The organism is Maribacter chungangensis (genome assembly GCF_042676845.1).
GTDB classification, from domain to species: Bacteria; Bacteroidota; Bacteroidia; order Flavobacteriales; family Flavobacteriaceae; genus Maribacter; species Maribacter chungangensis.
Genome location: NZ_JBHTHY010000011.1, coordinates 42,889 through 61,227 on the forward strand (window position 1 = coordinate 42,889; position 18,339 = coordinate 61,227).

The window sequence follows — 18,339 nt, forward strand, 5'->3', positions numbered from 1 at the left end:
TTGCCCAAAAGTGCTGTTTTAGTTTTGCCATGTAACCCTCCAAAGGCCTTGGTAAGCTTGAACATTAACCAATGGACTATTTGTATACCGGAACTTCTCCCTGAGCCAATTTTAATCGTGTCCACACGTTCATGTTAATGACAATGGCGGCGATTTCGGCAATTTCCAATTGGGAGAAATGCGTTGCCATAGCATCATGGTATTGCTGAAAATTGTTGTGCACGCCCTCCGTGAGCACATCGCAATAGGCCAGTGCAACTTTCTCTTTTTTGGTGTAAAGCTCGCTGTTGTACCAAGATGAGATATTGTCCACTTTTGCACTGTCAATACCTACTTCTCTGGCTGTGTTCGCGTGTAAAATTACACAATACGAACATTCATTTTTCTGCGCCACACGCAAACGCATGAGCTGCGCCAAATGTTTATCCGTTTTTAGATCGGCAGTATAGCCAAAGGCTTTGGCCATTTGTTTTGCCAACTCCAAAAAGGGAGTGGAATCCGGATCAAATCTTTTGTTGGTGAATTTTATATGTTCCATATATCTTAATCTATGCTTTTTTCTGTTCCTCTAAAAAAGTACCGAACCGTTCAAAATGGCAGGTGTATCCGTTGGGGTGCTTGACCAGGTAGTCTTGATGCTCGGGTTCCGCTGGCCAAAAAACGGTGAAAGGTTCCAAGGTGGTAACGGCATCGGCTTTCCATCTTCCGGAGTCGTTCACGATTTTGATAACTGCCTCGGATACCGCTTTTTCTTCATCGTCCTGAAAAAAAATAGTGGAGCGGTAACTGGATCCTCGATCATTTCCTTGCTGGTCTATCGTGGTGGGGTTGTGGATTCTAAAAAAATAGTCCAATATTTCCTCGAACGAGGTAGCCCTAGGATCATAGGTAAGTTCTATTCCCTCTGCGTGTCCCGGATGGTTGCGGTAGGTTGGGTTTTCATTTTCGCCTCCCAAGTATCCGACTTCGGTATCTATGATTCCGGGTCGTACCCTAAAAAGGTCTTCCATGCCCCAAAAACAACCACCTGCTATGTATGCTTTTTTATAATTTTCCATTTTTATTTCGTTTTATAAAATTCCACTCTGTTTTTTGTATTGGCTTATTCAATACATTTTCCTCTTTTTTGCCACAAGTAAAGGATTCCAACGAATGGTTGGACGTGCTTTCGGAGACTTCCTTACTCCATTCTTTTATTCTTTGAATTCATTCTATCCATTAGCAATCCTATCATTTGTTTCTTGATTGTTTCTGCTTTTGTAATTCATTAAAAAGTGAATGACTTTTTGTTCCGGCATTTCACAGGGCTTTAAGCTGTGCGACTTTGTGGTAAGATAGTAATTCAAACTGATGAAATCGGCACCGCCCAATTCCTCCGCATACAATTTAATACTTTTTCCCTTGTTAAAATCCTTCCGCGTTACCCCATAGGTTTTGTTCATGTAGGTAACTTTTGAATATCCAATAGGCAGCCTTTGTATCCGCTTTAGAATCATGTTATGATTTACGTCTTTAAGAAATCAGAAGGTATGTATGTAGATTATACAAGCTACCAAATTTAAAATTATAAATTGCCTAAAACGGGCCGTTCAAATGCTTTGGAACCAGAAGTATGGAAAGTTTGATTTGAAAATCTGGACTCCTACATGCAGCCACACATTTTGGTAAGTAATTCAACCTTCAATAGGGTAGCTTATTACCTCCTTTTTCAATTTAGTTTTTGCAAGGACGTGTTTTTACCCAATAAGGGCGTTCCATTTTTTGCTGCGTTGCGCTACCGTTTTTATATACGGACAAACGGCAACCGCCTTGTAGCCTTCCTTGGTGAGCTTTTCAAAGGTCTTTTCTACCAATACCTTGCCAATGCCCTTGCCTCGTAATTGATGGGGCACCTCGGAATGTACCAAGTACATTTTATCGTTCTTTAAGGTGTAATCGACTTTGGCAATTTCTCCGTTGATGTTCAGCGTGTACTTTAGGTTTTCTTTATCGTGTTTTAGTTCCAATTGTTCCGGTATTAATTTGTTGATCCATTTTTGGAGCTCTTCCTTATACGGATTTCTAAGTTTCTTTTCTCCAATGGTGATGGTGGGAAAATTTAGTTTCCCGTTTTCATAGAGTGCGCGTAGTTCGGCGGCATAAGCTTTGTGTGCTTCCACATCCAAAAACTGGTAGGGCAGACCGGTTTCATTCAGTAGCAATTGGTAGTACTTGGTTTTATGGCACCTTGCCGCTCCGTAAAGTTTGATCTTGGCTATTGCATCCATAAACATGGTAAATGGGTAATACCAATTTAACTTCTAGATGTCGCATAAAACCAGTTTCTTTTTTACTCATTTGTCGTCATGAAATAGAACCATAGCTAATGCTATGCTTAGATTTCATTCCTAAACTGAGAAAAAAATAATTCAAATTTTCAATACGACATTCAAAACTTAAATTGGTATAACACCAGTACAAGTTACCACTTTATCATGATTTCCTCTTGGGTATTATTTCTAATGAAAGGAAACAAATTTGAAATACACAAAATCTGTATTTATAGACCGTCAGATTAACCTATCATCGAAACACAAGGTCCAGTTAACTATAGAACGTTCCAAACCGAAGTAGTACACCTTCTGTTTCACCCCTCCATTAATGCCGAAAGCTCAAACCAACGTTCTGTTTTCACATCGATTGTATCGGATATTTCTCCGAGTTCTATAGATAGGGCTGCGATTTCATCACCTGATAAAGAAGTGTCTGCAAATTTGGCCTGCAAGGCCTCTTTTTTATCTTCCAGTTTTTTAATGTCCCGCTCCAATTGCTTGTATTCTTTCTGATCGTTGTAGGATAGTTTGTTGGTAGGCTCGGTTTTTTTCCAAGAAGTTTTAGGGGTGTCGGCTTTTTCTTTTAGTTCCCGTTTTTCCTCCACTTTACTATCCTCGTAGGCACGGTAGTCGGAATAGTTGCCCGGAAAATCCTCCACCACGCCATCGCCCCTAAAAACAAATAAGTGGTCTACAATTTTATCCATAAAATAGCGGTCATGCGATACCACAAGGAGGCAGCCTTGAAAATCCAACAGGAAACTCTCCAAGACGTTTAGGGTTACAATATCCAGGTCGTTGGTAGGTTCGTCCAGAATCAAAAAATTGGGATTTTGAATAAGAACGGTACAGAGGTACAGGCGCTTGCGTTCCCCACCGCTTAATTTGTCCACAAAATCGTATTGCTTTTTGCGGTCAAAGAGGAAACGTTCCAACAGTTGTTGGGCAGAAATCTGTCTTCCCTTCATCAAGGGGATATAGTCTCCGAATTCGCGTATAACGTCTATCACCTTTTGGCCTTCTTTGATCGTGATGCCCTTTTGGGTATAATAGCCGAATTTAATGGTTTCTCCTACAATTACTTTGCCACTATCCGGTTGGTCCCGCCCTGTAAGTATATTTAAAAATGTAGATTTTCCGGTACCGTTTTTACCTATAATTCCTATTCGTTCCCCTCTTATAAAATTATATTCGAACTTATCTAGAATAGGTTTGTTGGGATAGGATTTGGAAACTTTTACAAATTCCAGGATTTTGCTTCCCATGCGTTCCATGTTCAGCTCTAACTGAACCTCATGTTCTTTTCTGCGATTGCTGGCCTTTTCCTTTATCGTATTAAAGTCGTCTATTCTGGACTTGGATTTTGTGGTACGTGCCTTTGGCTGGCGCCGCATCCATGTGAGTTCTTTTTTAAATAGGAGTTCGGTTTTATGCTGCTCCACGCTTTCTTGCTCCAAACGTTGCTCTTTCTTTTCCAGATAATAAGAGTAATTGCCTTTGTACGGGTACAGTACACCATTATCCAGCTCCATGATTTCATTGCACACTCGTTCCAGGAAAAAACGGTCATGGGTTACCATAAACAAGGTCATGTTCTCCCTGGCAAAATATTCTTCCAACCATTCTATCATTTCCAGGTCCAAATGGTTGGTGGGTTCGTCCAGTACCAAGAGGTCCGGTTTATTGATCAAGGCATCGGCCAAGGCAAGTCGTTTTTTTTGTCCGCCGGATAGCATCCCTACTTTGGCGTTGAGGTCTTCTAGTTTTAACTTAAAGAGTATTTGTTTGTACTGCGTTTCAAAATCCCAAGCCTGAAAACGGTCCATGGCCTCAAAAGCGGTTTGGTAGGCGTCCGCATCTTCCGGATTCTCCAGCGCTTTTTCGTATCTGGAAATTACTTGTAGCACCTCATTGTCCGATGCGAAAATGGTTTCCTCAACGGTCAGTTCTGGATTCATAGCGGGCTCTTGGGCCAAAAAAGAGACCCGTATATTCTTTCGATAATTTATTTGTCCGTTATCCGGACTGTCCGCCCCCGACAAAATATTAAGTATGGATGTTTTTCCGGTACCATTTTTTGCGATGAGCGCAATTTTTTGGTCCTTGTTGATACCAAAGGAAAGATTCTCGAACAGCACCCTTTCGCCGTAAGATTTAGAAATATTTTCAACACTTAGTAAATTCATCAATTCGAATATTAAGATTATTCCCGCATGGGCGATAATCTATGGTTTTAATATGCTTCCTCCTAAAAACCAACTATGACGCCTGTTCGCCGTAGAAGGATCCAAACACAAGTATCAAGTTCAAACGCAGCATGTTTTGCGGTCTCGAAAGCTTACGCAGTTTTTTTAAAGTGATATAAAAGAAACAGGTATCGGATTCCCACGGCCAACAAAACAAAAATCAGCAATAGGGAGAACATCTGAATTTTTACAAGCCACAAAATTACGCTAATTACCAATAGTGCCAGTACAATACTAAGATAAGTTACAAGCCATTTTGGAACTGCTTTTTTAACAAGGTAGAGCGCGACGATCAGGTTGGGAGCGAAAGCCCAAAGTATATTGTAATTTCCTTTTGTAGCATCATGGTCCGTAAGAAACCACAGAAAAAGGATAATGCACCCGGCGATACCCGTTAGGGAAAACAAAAGTACATCTATCCATCTGGTTCTGCTGTTGTGTTTAACATCTGTATAGGAGATGTAAAAAACGATTACCATTAGAAGTGCCAGCCAAAATACGGGCGTAAAGAGAAAAAAAGTATCGTCCTCTTGTGTAGGGATATCCAAAAGAAGCGATTCTTTTGTGACAATTGGTTTCCCGTCTACCGTAGTATGCTTTAATTGTTCATAGACATAAATAGGAAGGAACAGGTGCTCGTAAGGAGTTGCTTCCCTATCTATTACGGAGCCTAGGGCTAGGTCTATGCCAAAATTTGACCATGAGTTCACATTCAAATTTTGATGTATGAGCTGTCTAAAGGTATACCGCTCCTCCAAATGTGAATAATCGAACTGTAGGGCATCCCCAAGATTCTTTTCAAAGACTTCGGGAATTTTGGTGGCGCAGTTCTCGAACAGAAAATCGTATTTGTAGAGTCGGTTTTGGGGCAATAGATTAGTTTCCAAAAAGCCGATAATATTTTTTCGCTGTTCCAGATCTAGGTTCAGCTCTTGTTCTTTTATCCAACGCTTTTCTATGATGTAGCTCTTTTCGAACAGGCCAAATGGTTGCCGTGTAATCATATAATCCAACTTACCCCGTGTAAAGTTCAGATAAAAGTTGGGGTCCTCAAAGTTATAAGTGCCGTATCCGTAGACCACATCTATGCCCACCGCGGGGTCTTGCAGGCGTATACCGCTATGGCCAAATTTTGCCGCCAAATCCTGCCCGGTACCCGCAGTGAGCAGACTTAGCTTTGAAAGTTTGGACAATTGTGGTTCTTGTGCATATCCCAGATGAAACATCAAAAGCAATAGAATGGTACACTCGATTTTTTGAAACATAGGATTAAGCTAAAACTAATACGTACAAAGATGCAAATAATCCATAAGCTACCCTAAAAGGGATTTTCTAAATAGGCTATGGACTATATGCCAACGAACCTTGGTATGTTGTAAAAGCTAGGGTAGGTACCGATAAACCACCCCTAAAAAAGGTGTAACCAAAGAAATATGCTATTTTTAGGTTTTGTTTGGGTGTCGATTATAATTTTAAGCGACGTTGCCCAGTCCATAAGACCCTCTTTTTATGAAAAAACATATACCCAATTTTATAACCCTGCTCAACCTTTTCTGTGGTTGTGTGGCAACCGTTTTTGCTGTTTGGAACCAGCTAGAGGTAGCTGCCGTATTCGTGGCCCTTGGTATTTTCTTTGATTTTTTTGACGGACTGGCCGCACGGGTGCTCAACGTAAAGAGCGAGCTGGGACTACAGCTGGATTCCTTGGCGGATATGATTACGAGCGGACTGGTGCCGGGCATCGTTATGTTTCAGTTATTGGGCATGTCCCAGACAGGAGGGTGGAATTTGGATACCTATTCCCTGATGTCCTCCGAAGGTTTTAAGCTCACATCCTTACTTCCTTTTGTGGGCTTTATCGTTACCTTGGCCTCTGGTTATCGCTTGGCAAAATTTAATTTGGACGAAAATCAAGTGTCCTCTTTTATAGGGCTGCCTACACCGGCAAATGCCCTATTGCTGCTTTCCCTGCCCTTGATTTTATTTTATCATCCAAGTACTTTTCTGAGCGAGCTAATTCTTAACCAATGGTTTTTGATCGGAGGTATCCTCCTAAGTGCATTTTTGTTGAACTGCAACCTACCCTTGTTCGCCCTCAAATTCAAGAATTGGGGCTTTAAGGACAATGCCTTGCGTTATGTCTTTTTGACCGTAAGCCTGGTGCTTTTGATTACGATACAGTTTTTGGCCGTGCCGGTGATCATTCTTTTTTATGTGTTGAGCTCATTTATCAATCATGTAGGAGTACCTAAAGAAGGAAATTGATGATACTATTTGTAGCGATAATTATTATCTACAATACCGATTAAGATGGGTAGAATAGCAACACTAAGAGATTATCTTTTTGGAGACCGGGATAATATAACCTTAGAGCGCTATTTTGTTACTATATGTATTTTTACCGCAGCTGTTTTTACCTTTATCCGATGTGTTTTTCATATTATTAGTGGTTTAGCCCTTAACTCTGCCTTGCTGGCCGGGCTTGTTTTTGTGCTCTTTGGAGGCCTTTACTATGCTGTTAGGTTTCTTGGGTTTTTGTTCGTCCCAAAAGTTATTACAACAGTTGGAGGGCTTGTTTTTTTGGATATGGCATGGTATTTTCAAAGTCTTTCCAAGGGGCCTATCTTATTTTTTATTCTAATTTTCGCTGCATTTGTAATTTGGGTCTGGAAGGGTAAGCACCTGTTCTTATTCATGGTGCTTTATTTCTTGAATCTAATACTGTTGTTTAGTATCGATTATAATGCCTCTGAAGCTTTGGTTCATTATCCAAATCATAAAGTAAGGAGTGTTCATATTTTCTTGAGTCTATTCTGCTATGCCGCGGTACTTATTTTTATATTGTATACGGTAAAACAGGAATTTATAAGGCAGCAAAAAAAAGCGGTACGTTCGGAAAAATTAAAGACTGCCTTTTTAGCCAATCTTAGTCATGAAATAAGGACTCCAATGAACGGTATTCTTGGTTTTTCCGGTCTTCTTAAAAATCCAAACCTTACTGGTGAGTTACAGCGGCAATACCTAGGGATAATAGGAAGAAGTGGTGAACGAATGCTTAGTATCATCAATGATATTATCAATATTTCAAAAATTGAGGCGGGAGTTGTTCATATTGCCAGGAAGGAAGTCGATATCAATGAGCAATTAGAGTATATATATAAGTTTTTTAAACCAGAGGTTGAAGCCAAAGGGATTACCTTTTCCTACCCTAGTTCAAATACCTCGGAACACTTAATGATTAGGACCGATCCCGAAAAGCTAGTTGCAATATTTATTAATTTGGTAAAAAATGCCATCAAGTATAGTACGGAGGGTAGGATAAGTTTTGGGTACACCGTAGTAGGAAATGTAGTAGAGTTTTATGTGAGGGATACCGGTATTGGTATTGCACCGGAGCGGCATAAGGCTATATTTGAGCGATTTGTGCAGGCTGAAATCGAAGATGAGGCGGCAAGACAGGGAGTTGGTTTAGGGTTGTCCATTGCAAAGTCTTATGTTGAGTTGCTTGGGGGCAACATTTGGGTGCAAAGCCAAATAGGACTTGGTTCCAAGTTTACTTTTACCTTACCGTATAATTTCATTTCAAAAAAGAATAAAATGAACGAAAGAAAAACCGCTCTAGGCGAAAAGACAAAGGGAGGCCTAACGCTTAAAGTATTAATTGTAGAGGACGATGAGATTTCCGAGACCCTGATGGTTATTAATGTAAAGGAATTCTGTGTTGCGCCGTTGATAGCCAGGACCGGAGCTGAAGCCGTTGAATTATGTAGAGCGCATCCTGACTTGGATTTAGTTTTGATGGATATACAATTACCCGTATTTAACGGCTATGAAGCAACCAAACAGATTAGGCAGTTTAATGATGATGTGGTTATAATTGCCCAAACTGCATTTGGATTGTCCAGTGATAGGGAAAAGGCAATGGAAGCGGGCTGTAATGACTATATATCCAAGCCTATTGACAAGGATAAGTTGGTTGGATTGATTCGGAAACACCTCTCGAAAGATACGATATAGACTACGCTAGGTTTTAAATACGATGTCTGGGGTGTCACCTAAAAAAATAACATAGATAAAGCTTAAACTTAATTTTAAGTAGGGATAATTAAACGCGGTAGGCCTTTCCTATTGCCCGTGCTAGATCAAAAATGAAAAAATTTGAAGATTTAAGGAAGATGGCTTTTGGCGACAGGGACAAGATGTCTTCCGAGCGCTATTTTGTAGGGCTTACCTCTTTTACGGCAGGAGTATTTTCCCTTGTTCTTTGCCTATTTCATATCGCTAGTTCCCTTAATCGTATTTCTATATTTTTGGCTTTTGGAACCGCGGTCGTATTGTTTGTCCTATATGTTGCCGTTAGGTTTTACGGCTACCTTTTGGTTCCGAAAACGATCTTGACTGTTGGCGGTTTGCTTATTCTGGATTTTACATGGTATACCAAGTTTTTGTCCAATGGCCCTGTCCTCATGTTTATCTTAATTTTTGCAGCACTTATTTTACTGCTTTGGAACGGTAGGGCCCTATTATTTCTTTTAGTATTTTATTTTATTAACCTTTGTGTTCTGTTTTATATAGACTATAACGCAGGAGCATCTTTGTTGGAGTACCCTAGTGAAGAACAAAGAAGTGTCGACATTTTTGTAAGTTTTACCATCTATGCGTTCCTTCTCCTTGCGCTGCTTTATTTGTTTAAACAGGATTTTCTGAAACAAAAACAGAAGGCAATCCATTCTGATGCGTTAAAATCTGCATTTTTAGCAAACATGAATCACGAAATAAGGACGCCTATGAACGGTATTCTGGGCTTCTCTGATTTATTGAAAAATCCTCGACTAACCGCCAAAACACAAAAAGAATATCTTCGGATAATTGAAAGTAGTGGACTTCGAATGCTTAATGTGATCAATGATATTATGCTCATATCTAAAATAGAGGCTGGTTCATTAGCCGCTAGCATGAAACCTACGGATATTAATTTGCTTTTGCAAAACCTATACACGTTTTACAAGCCAGAGGTAACTGCCAAAGGAATGCGATTGGTTTGTTCAAATCTGGAAGAAACAGGAGCTCTGAGCATTCTTACCGATGAAGAAAAACTACATATTGTTTTCACCAATCTAATAAAAAATGCGATTAAATATACTACAGAGGGTACAATTGAATTTGGCTATCATGTAAAGGGTACTTATATTGAATTTTATGTAAAGGATACTGGTATTGGCATAGTAAAGGAAAGACAGAAAGCAATTTTTGAACGATTTATCAAGGCCAATATTGAAGATGTGCAAGCACGTCAAGGAGCTGGTCTTGGATTATCCATTACAAAAGCTTATGTTGAATTGCTGAATGGACAAATTTGGGTAGAAAGTGAGTTTGGTTCCGGTTCGGTATTTAGTTTCACACTACCCTTTGCCAATAAAACGGTTATAAGCATAAATTAATTGAAAAATGAGCATAATGCTGGTGTAAGGAATGCCATTCGAGAATTATAATTGCATGGAATTTTCTATGTTAGCAACCAAAATCCTGTAAGAATGTTTTTTTAATGACCATAATCAATTCCACCTCAGAAGACATCAATGAAATCTTTCGCCTGTACAAGCAGGCATCGGACTATCAGCGCACTAGGGAGGGCGTAGTGGTTTGGCCTACCTTTGAGCGGAATGTAGTGGCAACTGAACTGGCGGAAAAACGTCAATTTAAATTAATCATCAACAATTCGGTTGCCTGTATTTGGGCCGTAACCTTTATGGATGCCGATATTTGGGAAGAGCGCAACGCCGATGCCGCTGTATATATTCACCGGATAGCCACCAACCCAGAGTTTAGGGGGCATAATTTTGTGGCAACCATTGTTGCTTGGGCAAAAGATTATGCCAGGGCAAACGACAAGCGGTTTGTTCGCTTGGATACGGTAGGGAACAATTCCAAGTTGATTGCCCATTACACAAGAGCAGGTTTTAGTTTTTTGGGCTTGTTTGATCTACAGCATACGGATACTTTACCGGCACATTACAAAGAAGCCCCAGTGAGCCTGTTTGAAATTAATTTAAACACACAGGCGGATAATAAAGCGTCCCGATGATTCGGGAGTCTTTTTTATGTTAGCCGACGATACGATAAAAAACCATGAACCGACCACAAAAAGCCCCTTGGTACTACCTTTTATTATTGATTTTGGCAGGCGAGAGCGTGTTTATTCTTCCCTTTGTACTCGCTCGGGTATTTAGGCCCACCGTTTTGGAAGCCTTTCAACTTACGAATGTGGAGCTAGGGCTTTGTTTTTCGGTCTACGGCATCGTTGCCTTGGTTTCCTATCTGTTTGGTGGTCCATTGGCAGATAAATATCCGCCGAGAAAATTAATTGCCGTTGCCCTTTGGATGACGGCCTTGGGCGGACTCGTGTATGCGACCTTCCCGTCTTACGATGTTTTGAGAATACTGTACGGGTATTGGGGCTTTACCACTATATTTTTGTTCTGGGCGGCAATGATAAAAGCTACACGTGTGTGGGGCGGTGCCGCCTCCCAAGGAAAAGCATTTGGTTTTCTGGATGGCGGGCGTGGTTTGGTAGGTGCTTTGTTCGGTGCCATGGGCGTGCTTATTTTCTCCATTTTTATCACTGGGGAAATCGCTCAAGCTACCGTCAACGAAAGTAAGGCAGCATTTAGGTATGTAATTTTGGTATCGACCGGAATGGTAACCATTGTTGGGATTTTGGTGTGGTTTTTTATGCGAATGGACAAAACATTGGAAAGGGCCATTGTTTTGGACAAAATCACCGTTTCGCAAGTAAAGGAAGTACTGAAGCTGCCTGCGGTAGGGCTGTTGATGGTCATTATTTTGTGCGCCTACGTTGGCTACAAGATTACCGATGTGTTCTCGCTCTATGCCCAAGATGTTATGGGATACGATCAGGTGCAATCTGCCCAAGTAGGAACCTTTTTGTTATTTGTTCGCCCAGTAGTAGGGGTCGTAATAGGGATATTGGCAGACCGCTCGCAAACTACCTACTGGTTATTGGTCAGTTTTATAGTTTCCTTTTTTGGTGCCTTGCTTTTTGCTACGGGTATCATAACGGATTCTTCTACTTTGTTGTTCTTTATATCCATACTCACGGTAGCAACGGGGGTGTACGCGGCACGCTCCCTTTATTTTGCGGTAATGGAGCGTGGAAAGATCCCGCTTGTGCTCACGGGTACCGCGGTAGGACTTATTTCGCTGGTTGGGTACACACCGGATATCTTTGCAGGTCCGGCCATGGGCTATCTCTTGGATGCCAATCCCGGTGCTGTGGGGCACCAACATGTTTTTTGGATGTTGGCGGTATTTTCGCTTATCGGGGGCATTGCGGCTTGGTTTTATTATACCTTGTACCGAAAAATGAAAATCCAAGCATGAAAAAGAACCTGAACTTAATACTCTCCGGAATTATTGTAATTGTGGCTGGATGTGTTTATGGAGGTCACCCTTCGTACCTTATGCCCTTGCTGTTGGATTACCAGGTAGAGGCTTTGGAACTAAAGAATATGCTCCGAGCGCTTATGGGAATTTATCTGGGCATTGGCGTATTTTGGCTATTTGGAGCGTATAGATCAACATTTTGGTATGCGGCCACGCTAAGCAATGTACTGTTTATGGGTGGTATTTCTTTTGGTAGGATCGTAAGTACTTTTTTTGACGGAGTATCCATACCTTTTACACCTGCGCTTGTTTTGGAGCTGTTATTTTTTGCTTGGGGATGGTATAACCTTAAAAAGTATCCCGAATACCTCAGTGATTAGTGTTGCAGGAATCCTAGCACGGTTGGTTATTGGCACCGCCAAAGGGTTTGATACTCGGAGGCTTGCCTCGAAATTAAAAATCATTTTCTTATTAATGCCTCGTGGGCTTGCCCCGAGGTCGTTTGCTTTTTGTATTATTGATGCATGAAAAGAAAAAATATACTGCTTTTCCCCACACTTTCCCGTACTATAGAGGAAATCGATATGGCTGCCATTCCCGTAGAACGATTGTCCGTACTACAGCTTTTAATCGATTTTATACAAAGTAAAAAGGATGCCGGAATGCCGATCAACTTAAATTTTATCTGCACCCATAACTCCCGTAGAAGTCATTTGTCCCAGATCTGGGCGCAGACGATGGCGGCATGTTTTGGTGTGGAAAAAGTATGTTGTTATTCCGGGGGGACGGAAGCTACGGCAGTATTCCCCACCGTTATCGAAACTTTAGAGGAGTCGGGCTTTGGTATCGACAAGCTATCAACAGGGGCAAATCCCGTGTATAGTGTTAAATATGGTGCCGATATACATCCCATAATTGGGTTTTCAAAAAGATTTGACCATCCTTTTAACCCTAAAACCCACTTTGCAGCGGTCATGACCTGTTCCCATGCCGATGAAAATTGTCCGTTTATTGCAGGAGCGGAACAACGAATACCGCTTACGTTTGACGACCCCAAGGAATTTGACGGTACGCCGTTACAGAAGGCAAAATATCGGGAGCGGAGCATGCAAATAGCAACGGAGTTGTTTTATGTGTTTTCTAAGCTGAATTGAAATCCTTGCAAAGAATACATCAAAAGGTGAAATGAACGCGTTAGTGAATGTAAAATAGTTTTAGAGATAATATCGCTCAAACACGAAAATGTCTGAATTACGACTAAAACTAAAAATCCAATTTCTTCTTTCGGAGTTCAAAATTCTGTCCCAAGTAGACTTTGCGTACCATTTCATCGGCCGCTAGGTCTTCCGGAATTCCAGATTTTAAGATGCCACCTTCGAACATGAGGTAGGAGCGTTCGGTAATGGCCAAGGTTTCCTGTACATTATGATCGGTTATCAATATGCCTATGTTTTTGTTCTTCAACTGGGCTACGATACGTTGGATGTCTTCCACCGCTACTGGATCAACCCCTGCAAAAGGCTCGTCCAATAGAATAAACTTAGGGTCTGTTGCCAATGCCCTGGCAATTTCGGTACGTCTTCGTTCGCCACCGGACAACAAATCCCCCCTGTTTTTTCGAATATGCCCCAGACCAAATTCCTCGATCAAGGATTCCATTTTCATAAGCTGCTCCTTTTTGCTCAATTTGGTAAGTTGGAGTACGCTTAATATATTCTTTTCAATACTTAGTTTTCTAAACACGGATGCTTCCTGCGCCAAATAGCCAATACCGTTTTGCGCGCGTTTGTACATAGGAAACTTGGTAATTTCCATATCATCTAGATAAATAGCGCCGCCATTAGGCTTAATGAGTCCAACGATCATGTAGAACGATGTTGTTTTTCCTGCCCCGTTGGGCCCGAGAAGTCCAACGATTTCACCTTGGTTTACCTCCAACGAGATACCCTTGACCACTCTTCGGCCTCGGTAGGATTTCATGATGTTATCGGCTCTGAGCTTCATGTTTTCAAATCTAAACCTTCTTGGTTAGTACAAAAAGGTTTTATGGTTTATTTAACCTTGGGTGTCAATCACCTCAATAGTTGTTTATTATTTAGGTCGGATATCTGTATTTTCCTTGTCCGCTTTTTCTTTTTCGGCCCTTGCTTTCGCAGCTCTTTCTTTTTCTTTTTGGGCTTTTTCTTTCGCTTTTCGCTCTTTTTTCGCTTCGTTCTTTAGCACCCGTTTGGAAATACCGATACTAATTTGGTATAAGATCAACACTGGGAATGCAACGATAATTTGGCTCGTTACATCCGGTGGTGTAATTACAGCGGATAATATCAAAACAATAACCAAGGCTATTTTTCGGTATTTTTTCATTATGTCCGGCGTAACCAAGCCCACTTTGGTGAGGAAATAAATAATGATAGGAAGTTCAAACAGCACGCCACATGCCAGCACCGAGGTTCTTACGCTACCTATGTAAGAGTCCAGGTCAAATTCGTTCAAAACTATCTCGCTTACTTGGTAGGTGCCCAAGAAGTTGATGGATAGCGGTGCAACAACGTAATAACCAAAAAGGACCCCAAGAAAAAAGAGGAGGGAAGCGATAAATATAAAGCCTTTGGAATGCTTACGTTCCTTTTCATATAGACCGGGGCTTATAAATTTCCAAAGTTCGTAAAGTATATAAGGAAAGCCCAATATGATACCACTCCAAATAGCAGTCCATATATCTGCCGAAAACTGCCCACCCATGGTTCTGCTCTGTATGGTAAAAGGCAATTCGTCCTTGCAGAAATCCGATTCAATACCGATCCAGGTGGCGGCTTTGCAGAAGAACCGGTAAGTAGGAAAATCCATTTTAGACGGCCCAAAAATAATGACGTCAAAAACAAATCCACTAAAAACAAACGCCACTATTCCAATAATAATTACGGCCATGGTAGATCGTATCAAATGCCATCTCAGTTCTTCTAAATGATCTAAAAAGGACATTTCGTTAGGTGGTGTAGTCGTTTTAGCGCCCATTATAGTATGCCTTCGTTTATAAGATTGTGTAAATGAATAACGCCTTTGTACGCCCCATTTTCGGTAGCCAACAACTGTGATATTCCTTTTTGCTGCATTAGTTCCAGGGCTTTTACGGCAAGGGTGTCCGTATGTACCGTTTTTGGATCGGAACTCATGATGTCGGCCGCGGTAAGCCCTTTTATGTTATCATGCTTGTTCAGCATTCTCCTAATATCGCCGTCCGTTACAATGCCAACTATAGTGTCTTCTTTCAATACGGCGGTAACGCCGAGCATCTTTTCCGAAATTTCTACGATTACCTGTTTTACCTCTGCATGCAACTGCACTTGGGGCACTTGATTGTTTTTTATAATATCCGAAACCCTTAAGTACAATTTTTTTCCCAAGGCTCCTCCCGGATGATATTTGGCAAAATCCGAACTGCTAAAACCTTTGAGTTCCAATAGCACAATGGCCATGGCATCTCCCATAACCAGCTGCGCCGTGGTACTGGTGGTCGGTGCCAATCCGTTAGGGCAGGCTTCCTCCTTTACAAAGGTGTTGAGTAGAAAATCCGACTGTTTGGCCAAAAAAGAATCTGGATTCCCTGTCATGGCAATTAATTTGTTCTTTCCTCTTTTTAACAAGGGTACCAGCATTTTAATTTCAGGAGTACTGCCGCTTTTGGAGATGCAGACCACAACATCGTCATCCTGTACCGTTCCCAGATCACCGTGAATAGCATCTGCAGCGTGCATGAATATGGCTGGTGTTCCGGTAGAATTAAGTGTTGCTACAATTTTTGAGGCGATAATGGCACTCTTGCCAATGCCCGAAATTACGACACGACCTTTGGAGGCGATAATACAATCGATGGCATTTGCAAAATCCTCGTCTATTAAATCTAAAAGATGTGTGATAGCATCACGCTCTTTAGTAATGGTCTTTTTGGCCAAATCGATAATAGTACTTGCAGATGTCAACGTATTATTCAATTTTATGAATTGATTTCCTAAAAGATTGTCTTATCTTTAAGATTACAAAATTACATAAACTTAATGTTATAGGATATGTATCCCATAATAAATTGGTTTTCGATTTGCTAAAAAAAATGATTTTAACTACCAAGTAATTTACTTGCATAATTTCTTTGCACTAAATTGAAAAACGTGATAAACGAGAAAACTTTGAACGGAGTTGATTTACATGCCGCTTTAAAAAAATATTTTGGTTTTTCCCAGTTTAAAGGGCTTCAAGAAGAAGTCATTAAACAAATCCTACAGAATAAGAACTGTTTTGTGATTATGCCTACCGGAGGGGGGAAATCCCTATGTTATCAGCTTCCTGCCTTAATGAAGCCTGGTACGGCTATCGTAGTTTCCCCTTTGATAGCGCTAATGAAAAATCAGGTCGATGCCATTAGGGGAGTTTCTTCCGAGCATGGTATTGCCCATGTATTGAATTCTTCATTGAACAAGACCGAGATAAAACAGGTCAAACAAGATATAACAAATGGCATAACCAAGCTATTGTACGTAGCCCCGGAATCGCTCACCAAAGAGGAAAATGTAGAGTTCTTGCGTTCGGTCCAGGTTTCCTTTGTTGCGGTAGACGAAGCGCATTGTATTTCTGAATGGGGTCACGATTTTAGACCGGAATATAGGAACCTAAAGTCTATTGTGGCCCGGTTGGGAGATAATATCCCTATTGTTGGGCTTACTGCTACCGCTACCCCGAAAGTACAGGAAGATATCGTTAAAAATTTAGGGATTCATGATGCCGTCCTTTTCAAGGCCTCTTTTAATAGACCCAATCTATTCTATGAAGTTCGGACAAAGACAGAAAATGTAGAAGGGGACATTATTAGGTTTGTAAAACAGAATCAGGGCAAATCTGGAATCATTTATTGTTTAAGTCGTAAAAAGGTGGCCGAGCTCGCGCAGGTGTTACAAGTGAACGGGATAAGCGCGGTACCCTATCATGCAGGTTTTGATGCCAAAACAAGATCTAAGTATCAAGATATGTTCCTAATGGAAGATGTTGATGTGGTAGTGGCCACGATAGCCTTTGGAATGGGAATAGATAAACCGGATGTGCGTTTTGTAATTCACCATGATATTCCAAAAAGTATAGAAAGTTATTACCAAGAGACAGGAAGAGCCGGAAGAGACGGTGGAGAAGGACATTGCTTGGCTTTTTATTCTTACAAGGATATCGAAAAGTTGGAGAAATTCATGTCGGGCAAACCGGTGGCAGAGCAGGAAATAGGAAACGCCCTGCTACAAGAGGTAGTTGCCTACGCAGAAACTTCTATGTCTCGCCGTAAGTTTATGCTGCACTATTTTGGAGAGGAATTCGATGAAGTAGATGGAGAAGGTGCCGATATGGATGATAATACCCGTAATCCAAAACAAAAGGAAGAGGCGAAAGAAGATGTATTGAAGTTGCTTAAAGTGGTTAGGGGGACAAGCGAAAAATTCAAGTCCAAAGAAGTTGTCTGTGCCTTACGCGGCAAGAGTAACGCCATAATATCGTCCCATAAAACCAACGAAAAGGACTTTTTTGGAATAGGATCAGATAAGGACAAAAGCCATTGGATGGCATTGGTGCGCCAAGTTTTGGTAGCTGGGCTATTAAAGAAGGAAATAGAGCAATATGGAGTAATTCATCTCACCGAACACGGGGAGGAATTCTTAAAGAACCCAAGTTCCTTTATGATGACCAAGGATCATGTGTATAACGCAGAAAACGACAATGCAATTGTAGGTGCCGCAAAGACAGGTGGCGTGGCGGATACCAGACTTTTAAAACAATTAAAGGATTTAAGAAAGGCACAGGCCAACAAATTGGGAGTGCCACCTTTTGTTGTTTTTCAGGACCCCTCATTGGAGGATATGGCTTTAAAATATCCCATCTCCCTAGAGGAGTTGCTTAATGTGCATGGTGTAGGAGAGGGGAAAGCAAAGAAGTACGGTAAGCCGTTTCTAGAGTTTATATCCCAATATGTTGCTGAAAACGAAATCATTAGGCCCGATGATCTGGTGGTCAAAAGTACAGGTGCCAATTCGGGTCTAAAATTGTACATTATCCAAAATGTAGATCGTAAATTGCCGCTGACGGATATAGCCTCGGCAAAAGGTATTGAAATCGATACGCTGTTAAAGGAAATGGAACAAATTGTTTTTAGCGGTACCAAACTGAATTTAAGCTATTGGATCGATGAGGTTCTGGACGAGGATCAACAGGAAGAAATACACGACTATTTTTTAGAGGCCGAGACAGATGACCTTGAAGCCGCCATGACCGAATTTGACGGGGAATATGAAGATGAAGAATTACGCTTGTACCGCTTGAAATTTATAAGTGAGGTAGCTAACTAG

17 protein-coding genes are annotated in these 18,339 nt (G+C 41.1%); 8 read left to right on the forward strand and 9 right to left on the reverse strand.

All coding sequences use genetic code 11. The annotated features are described in order from the left end of the window. Window positions 1-76: 76 nt before the first annotated feature. From ACFQZJ_RS12410 to ACFQZJ_RS12435, 6 genes are all read right to left on the reverse strand, one after another. The gene (locus tag ACFQZJ_RS12410; protein WP_379934942.1) at window positions 77-538 is read right to left on the reverse strand and encodes a carboxymuconolactone decarboxylase family protein; all 462 of its coding nucleotides are present in this window, start codon (window positions 536-538) and stop codon (window positions 77-79) included. 10 nt (window positions 539-548) lie between these two features. Then, on the reverse strand, window positions 549-1,058 hold the full coding sequence (msrA, locus tag ACFQZJ_RS12415; RefSeq protein ID WP_379934943.1) for a peptide-methionine (S)-S-oxide reductase MsrA: 510 nt from the start codon (window positions 1,056-1,058) through the stop codon (window positions 549-551). 153 nt (window positions 1,059-1,211) lie between these two features. Beyond that, a complete protein-coding gene (locus tag ACFQZJ_RS12420; protein ID WP_379934945.1) occupies window positions 1,212-1,442 on the reverse strand; it encodes a peptide methionine sulfoxide reductase in 231 nt (76 codons plus the stop codon). A gap of 294 nt (window positions 1,443-1,736) precedes the next feature. Beyond that, window positions 1,737-2,267, reverse strand: coding sequence for an N-acetyltransferase (locus ACFQZJ_RS12425; RefSeq protein ID WP_379934946.1), 531 nt, complete (start codon window positions 2,265-2,267; stop codon window positions 1,737-1,739). 359 nt (window positions 2,268-2,626) lie between these two features. Continuing rightward, window positions 2,627-4,498: an ABC-F family ATP-binding cassette domain-containing protein gene (locus ACFQZJ_RS12430; RefSeq protein ID WP_379934947.1), complete on the reverse strand. Its 1,872-nt coding sequence runs from the start codon at window positions 4,496-4,498 to the stop codon at window positions 2,627-2,629. Between the two features lie 152 nt (window positions 4,499-4,650). Then, a complete protein-coding gene (locus tag ACFQZJ_RS12435) occupies window positions 4,651-5,823 on the reverse strand; it encodes a lipoprotein N-acyltransferase Lnb domain-containing protein (protein WP_379934949.1) in 1,173 nt (390 codons plus the stop codon). A gap of 244 nt (window positions 5,824-6,067) precedes the next feature. Between ACFQZJ_RS12435 and ACFQZJ_RS12440 the strand changes: the two genes are divergently transcribed. From ACFQZJ_RS12440 to ACFQZJ_RS12470, 7 genes are all read left to right on the forward strand, one after another. Beyond that, window positions 6,068-6,823, forward strand: coding sequence for a CDP-alcohol phosphatidyltransferase family protein (locus tag ACFQZJ_RS12440; protein WP_379934951.1), 756 nt, complete (start codon window positions 6,068-6,070; stop codon window positions 6,821-6,823). A gap of 45 nt (window positions 6,824-6,868) precedes the next feature. Continuing rightward, entirely contained in the window at window positions 6,869-8,575 is a 1,707-nt protein-coding gene (locus tag ACFQZJ_RS12445) for a hybrid sensor histidine kinase/response regulator (RefSeq protein WP_379934953.1), read from the forward strand. Window positions 8,576-8,706: 131 nt separating this feature from the next. Beyond that, a complete protein-coding gene (locus tag ACFQZJ_RS12450; protein WP_379934955.1) occupies window positions 8,707-9,999 on the forward strand; it encodes a sensor histidine kinase in 1,293 nt (430 codons plus the stop codon). Window positions 10,000-10,103: 104 nt separating this feature from the next. After that, window positions 10,104-10,643 (forward strand): GNAT family N-acetyltransferase, encoded by a 540-nt coding sequence (locus tag ACFQZJ_RS12455; protein WP_379934956.1) that lies wholly within the window; start codon window positions 10,104-10,106, stop codon window positions 10,641-10,643. Window positions 10,644-10,687: 44 nt separating this feature from the next. Beyond that, window positions 10,688-11,959 (forward strand): MFS transporter, encoded by a 1,272-nt coding sequence (locus tag ACFQZJ_RS12460; protein WP_379934957.1) that lies wholly within the window; start codon window positions 10,688-10,690, stop codon window positions 11,957-11,959. Further along, window positions 11,956-12,342, forward strand: coding sequence for a DUF4345 domain-containing protein (locus ACFQZJ_RS12465; RefSeq protein ID WP_379934959.1), 387 nt, complete (start codon window positions 11,956-11,958; stop codon window positions 12,340-12,342). Before ACFQZJ_RS12460 ends, ACFQZJ_RS12465 begins: the two co-directional genes overlap by 4 nt. Before the next feature lie 204 nt (window positions 12,343-12,546). Continuing rightward, a complete protein-coding gene (locus ACFQZJ_RS12470; RefSeq protein ID WP_379935307.1) occupies window positions 12,547-13,116 on the forward strand; it encodes an arsenate-mycothiol transferase ArsC in 570 nt (189 codons plus the stop codon). Window positions 13,117-13,225: 109 nt separating this feature from the next. Here ACFQZJ_RS12470 and lptB read toward each other — a convergent pair whose 3' ends face one another. From lptB to ACFQZJ_RS12485, 3 genes are all read right to left on the reverse strand, one after another. Then, the gene (gene lptB, locus ACFQZJ_RS12475; RefSeq protein ID WP_379934960.1) at window positions 13,226-13,966 is read right to left on the reverse strand and encodes an LPS export ABC transporter ATP-binding protein; all 741 of its coding nucleotides are present in this window, start codon (window positions 13,964-13,966) and stop codon (window positions 13,226-13,228) included. Window positions 13,967-14,053: 87 nt separating this feature from the next. Further along, entirely contained in the window at window positions 14,054-14,977 is a 924-nt protein-coding gene (gene tatC, locus ACFQZJ_RS12480) for a twin-arginine translocase subunit TatC (protein WP_379934962.1), read from the reverse strand. Continuing rightward, window positions 14,977-15,954, reverse strand: coding sequence for a KpsF/GutQ family sugar-phosphate isomerase (locus tag ACFQZJ_RS12485; RefSeq protein ID WP_379934964.1), 978 nt, complete (start codon window positions 15,952-15,954; stop codon window positions 14,977-14,979). Before ACFQZJ_RS12485 ends, tatC begins: the two co-directional genes overlap by 1 nt. A gap of 174 nt (window positions 15,955-16,128) precedes the next feature. On the opposite strand from ACFQZJ_RS12485, the gene recQ reads away from it, so the two are divergent. After that, entirely contained in the window at window positions 16,129-18,339 is a 2,211-nt protein-coding gene (gene recQ, locus ACFQZJ_RS12490; RefSeq protein WP_379934965.1) for a DNA helicase RecQ, read from the forward strand.

Coding starts and splice junctions, on each gene's coding strand:
- ACFQZJ_RS12410 (WP_379934942.1), bottom strand. CDS start 538: ATGGAACATATAAAATTCACCAACAAAAGATTTGATCCGGATTCCACT.
- msrA (WP_379934943.1), bottom strand. CDS start 1,058: ATGGAAAATTATAAAAAAGCATACATAGCAGGTGGTTGTTTTTGGGGC.
- ACFQZJ_RS12420 (WP_379934945.1), bottom strand. CDS start 1,442: ATGAACAAAACCTATGGGGTAACGCGGAAGGATTTTAACAAGGGAAAA.
- ACFQZJ_RS12425 (WP_379934946.1), bottom strand. CDS start 2,267: ATGGATGCAATAGCCAAGATCAAACTTTACGGAGCGGCAAGGTGCCAT.
- ACFQZJ_RS12430 (WP_379934947.1), bottom strand. CDS start 4,498: ATGAATTTACTAAGTGTTGAAAATATTTCTAAATCTTACGGCGAAAGG.
- ACFQZJ_RS12435 (WP_379934949.1), bottom strand. CDS start 5,823: ATGTTTCAAAAAATCGAGTGTACCATTCTATTGCTTTTGATGTTTCAT.
- ACFQZJ_RS12440 (WP_379934951.1), top strand. CDS start 6,068: ATGAAAAAACATATACCCAATTTTATAACCCTGCTCAACCTTTTCTGT.
- ACFQZJ_RS12445 (WP_379934953.1), top strand. CDS start 6,869: ATGGGTAGAATAGCAACACTAAGAGATTATCTTTTTGGAGACCGGGAT.
- ACFQZJ_RS12450 (WP_379934955.1), top strand. CDS start 8,707: ATGAAAAAATTTGAAGATTTAAGGAAGATGGCTTTTGGCGACAGGGAC.
- ACFQZJ_RS12455 (WP_379934956.1), top strand. CDS start 10,104: ATGACCATAATCAATTCCACCTCAGAAGACATCAATGAAATCTTTCGC.
- ACFQZJ_RS12460 (WP_379934957.1), top strand. CDS start 10,688: ATGAACCGACCACAAAAAGCCCCTTGGTACTACCTTTTATTATTGATT.
- ACFQZJ_RS12465 (WP_379934959.1), top strand. CDS start 11,956: ATGAAAAAGAACCTGAACTTAATACTCTCCGGAATTATTGTAATTGTG.
- ACFQZJ_RS12470 (WP_379935307.1), top strand. CDS start 12,547: ATGGCTGCCATTCCCGTAGAACGATTGTCCGTACTACAGCTTTTAATC.
- lptB (WP_379934960.1), bottom strand. CDS start 13,966: ATGAAGCTCAGAGCCGATAACATCATGAAATCCTACCGAGGCCGAAGA.
- tatC (WP_379934962.1), bottom strand. CDS start 14,977: ATGGGCGCTAAAACGACTACACCACCTAACGAAATGTCCTTTTTAGAT.